Here is a 3408-nt window from a genome sequence, read left to right on the forward strand (position 1 = left end):
CCGCCTCCCGCGCGACCCGCTCCGCGCGCTCCAGGGTCTGCGGCACGCCGTGCTGCCCGCCGCCCTGGTTCAGCTTCGTCAACTCGGGTGCCAGCGCCGCGAGTCGCGCCGCCAGATCGTCCGCCTTGAGGCCGCTCGCCCGGACGGCGTCCAGCGCGTTGGAGGCCGCCAGCAGGGACTGGCGGGCGCGCTCCACCGCGGGCGCGAGGCGGGCCAGCTGCGTCTCCGCCTTGCCGAGCAGTGGGCCGAGACTGCCCGCGAAACGGTCCAACTCCTGCTTGGCCCTGAGGAGTTCGTCCTTGGCGCGGGTGAGGTCCGTGCGGGCCTGGGACGCTGCCGAGGTCTCCAGGTCGTCACGGTCGAGGTCGTAGGTGTCGACGGCGGTGATGTACTGCTGGCTCACCTCGTCGATCCGGCGGCCGATCTCCTCGAACGAGCCGACGGCTCTGCGGGCCGCCGCCGAGTCGTCCACCGCGGTGATCGTCTCGATCGAGATCCGCAAGTCCCGCTGCGCGGTGTCCAGTTCGTAGAACGCCGCCGCTGCCGCGTCCTTCGCCGCCTGCGCCTCGGCCCGCATGCCCTCCGACCGGCCGCCGAACCAGCGCCGGGTACCGCCGCCGGCGAAGGAGGCGGGGAGGGCTAGGGCGGTGAGGAGGGGGAGGGCGGTGAGGAGGGTCAGGGTGTCCCGTAGGGGGGTGGGGGTGGGGGCGGGGGTACTACGGGGCGTACGGGCGCCCCTCAAGGGCCGGTCCGGTCGACTCTCGTGTGAAGGTGTCGCCGTCACGTCCCTCTCCCGCGCTGTCGTCCGTCCTGCCTGGCCCGGTTCCATTCTCCCACCGTTGAAGGACGAACACACAGGACGGTCGGTTCACGCCGGGACGCGGCGGCTCCCGGCCCGAGGGGCTCAGCCGGCCGTACGGATGTGGAGGTCGCCGTCCGTGACCTGTGCGGTGATCTCGTGCGCACTGTCGTCGGCGCGCGGCACGGAGACCTCGTTGTCACCGTCGTTCACCTTCGCCGTCACCTTGTACGTCGCCTTCGGCACCTCGATCGTGACGTTCCCGTCGTTCGCCTTCGCCTCGACGCGGTCCGGTACGACCGACAGGTTCAGGCGGACGGAGCCGTCGCCGGAGCGAGTGGTGACCGTCCTGGAGGCGACGTCGGCGCGGACCGAACCGTCGCCGGTGTCCAGGTCGAGCGGGCCCGAGCTGTCGGTGATCCGCACGGAGCCGTCGCGCGCCTTGACGCTCAGCGCGTCCCGCACCCCGCTGACCTTGACGCCGCCGTCGTGCGAGACGACCTTCACCGTGACACCCCGGGGGATCTCGACCCGGTGCCGGGAGGAGCAGTTCGCGATGATGCCGGTGCAGTTCATCCGCAGCTTCAGCTTGCCGTCCGACAGGGACCAGGTCAGCTTCGGGTCCTTGCCGATCGCCACGGAGCCGTCGAACCAGCGGGTGACCTCGGCGTGGCCCGCCTTGTTGCCGTCGGCCGCGACGATCTCCAGCGAGGTGTTCTCCGCGTCGATCGTCAGGGCCGACCCCGAGAAGTCGAAGCCGCGGGTCTCGGGGGCGGTGTCGTCGGAGGCGTCCGCGCAGGCGGTGGCCGTCACGGCGACGAGGGCGGCGGTGGAGGCGAGGAGCACTCGGGTGCGGGTGGTGCGGGTGGTGCGGGTACTACGGGTTGTACGGGCGGCGCGGGCCATGGCGGAGTCCCCCTGAGACGAACCGGGTCGGTCCTTCGAACCTAGGCCCGCCGGGCGCCGGGATCGATCCGGCTCCCTCCCTGAAAGGGGGTGGGGATATCCCCCGGGGGATCCCTTAGGGGCACAACGGGTTTGCGGGACGGCACCCCTGACAAGGTAGGCTGTCGACTCGTCCTGGGTGCGTCAGCCTCAGGTACGGGTGCGTAGCTCAGGGGTAGAGCGCCTGCCTTACAAGCAGGATGTCGGCGGTTCGAAACCGTCCGCGCCCACAGGTCGCAGGCCCCTTAGGTATCCCCTAGGGGGCCTTTTGCTGATCATTTCGGGGATTTTCGGGAGACGCGGATTCAAGAGTGCTCGGCCTTGGACGTGCCCCGTACCTCCAGCCCCGCCAGCAGCTCCGCCGTCGCTGCCTCGATCGCGGCCACCGCGCGGTCGAACACCTCTTTGTTGTGCGCGGCGGGGGCCCGGAAGCCGGAGACCTTGCGGACGTACTGGAGGGCGGCGGCGTGGAAGTCGTCGTCGGTGGCGTCGTGGGGGAGGGCGGGCGGTCGGAGGGTCTTGATGCTGCGGCACATGCGTCCAGTCTCCCTCTCTCGGGGGTGTCCCGCTGGCGCTCGGCAGGTCTCCTGCCCGTCGGTGCACCCCCGCCCGTTGGCACGGCCCTCGCCCGTTGGCATGATCGTCGGCGGCGGCCACCGGCGTCCGGGGCCGACCGGCGAAAGGACTCACGTCATGACGAAACCGAAGCTCACCGTCGCCGTCCTCGGCCCCGGCGGGGTCGGCGGCCTCATCGCCGCCCTCCTGGCGCGGGCCGGACACCGGGTGATCTGCCTCTCCGGCGCGGACACCGCGGCCACCCTGCGCGAGAACGGCATCCGCGTCCGCAGCGGACACTTCGGCGACTTCACCGCGCGCGTCGAGGCGGACACGGAACTCCGGACCCCCGCCGACGCCGTACTGATCACGGTCAAGCAGACGGCTCTGGACGACGCCCTGAAGCGCGTTCCCTCTGAAGTACTAGGGGATGCCCTCCTGGTCCCGTTCCTGAACGGCGTCGAACACCCCGAGGCCCTCCGCGCCCACCACCGCCGTGAACTCGTCGCCCCCGGGGTGATCCGCGTCGAGTCCACCCGCACCGCGCCCGGTGTCGTCGACCACGCCAGCCCCTTCGCGGACATCGACCTGTCCGGCGACCCGGTCGACCGAACTCGCCTGGACGCACTGGCCGTCGCCCTCGACGAGGCCGGCCTCAGGGCACGTGTCCTCGACGACGAGACGAAAGCCCTCTGGGCGAAACTCGCGTTCCTCGCCCCCTTCGCCCTCCTGACCACGCTCCACGCCCTCCCGATCGGCGACCTCCGCACCACGCACCGCGACGAACTCGCCGCCCTCGTCACCGAGACCGCCGCGATCGCCACCGCCGCCGGCGCCCCCAGCGACCCCACCCGGACCCTCACCGTCTACGACACCCTCCCGCCCGGCATGAAGTCCTCCATGCAACGCGACGCCGAATCCGGCCGCCCCCTCGAACTCGACGCGATCGGCGGGGCGTTGCTGCGAGCGGCCCGCGCGAACGGGGTCCCGGCGCCGGTCGCGGAGCGCGTGGTGGGGGAGTTGACGGCACACACGGGCTGACTGCCGTCGCGGGGGCGCCGGTTGGCGGAGCGACTGCCGTCGGCGCCCCCGCTCTCGGCACCCGACCG

3 protein-coding genes, 1 tRNA gene and 1 pseudogene are annotated in these 3408 nt (G+C 72.0%); 2 read left to right on the forward strand and 3 right to left on the reverse strand.

Annotation, left to right across the window (positions count from 1 at the left end; all coding sequences use genetic code 11):
- Positions 1–784: pseudogene (locus tag ACVNF4_RS34020) on the reverse strand (hypothetical protein); the annotation flags it as partial.
- A 120-nt stretch (positions 785–904) separates the two neighbouring features.
- Positions 905–1705: a DUF4097 family beta strand repeat-containing protein gene (locus ACVNF4_RS34025; RefSeq protein ID WP_461806730.1), complete on the reverse strand. Its 801-nt coding sequence runs from the start codon at positions 1703–1705 to the stop codon at positions 905–907.
- A 197-nt stretch (positions 1706–1902) separates the two neighbouring features.
- On the opposite strand from ACVNF4_RS34025, the gene ACVNF4_RS34030 reads away from it, so the two are divergent.
- Positions 1903–1974, forward strand: a tRNA-Val gene (locus ACVNF4_RS34030).
- 75 nt (positions 1975–2049) lie between these two features.
- Here ACVNF4_RS34030 and ACVNF4_RS34035 read toward each other — a convergent pair.
- On the reverse strand, positions 2050–2280 hold the full coding sequence (locus tag ACVNF4_RS34035) for a DUF2277 domain-containing protein (protein ID WP_461806731.1): 231 nt from the start codon (positions 2278–2280) through the stop codon (positions 2050–2052).
- Positions 2281–2437: 157 nt separating this feature from the next.
- On the opposite strand from ACVNF4_RS34035, the gene ACVNF4_RS34040 reads away from it, so the two are divergent.
- Positions 2438–3340 (forward strand): ketopantoate reductase family protein, encoded by a 903-nt coding sequence (locus ACVNF4_RS34040; protein ID WP_461806732.1) that lies wholly within the window; start codon positions 2438–2440, stop codon positions 3338–3340.
- Positions 3341–3408 lie beyond the last annotated feature (68 nt).

It is taken from the genome of Streptomyces sp. S6, assembly GCF_054880855.1.

What these genes read in the sequence shown, in the direction of transcription:
- ACVNF4_RS34040 (WP_461806732.1), top strand. Translation starts at nt 2,438, where the DNA reads ATGACGAAACCGAAGCTCACCGTCGCCGTCCTCGGCCCCGGCGGGGTC.
- ACVNF4_RS34035 (WP_461806731.1), bottom strand. Translation starts at nt 2,280, where the DNA reads ATGTGCCGCAGCATCAAGACCCTCCGACCGCCCGCCCTCCCCCACGAC.
- ACVNF4_RS34025 (WP_461806730.1), bottom strand. Translation starts at nt 1,705, where the DNA reads ATGGCCCGCGCCGCCCGTACAACCCGTAGTACCCGCACCACCCGCACC.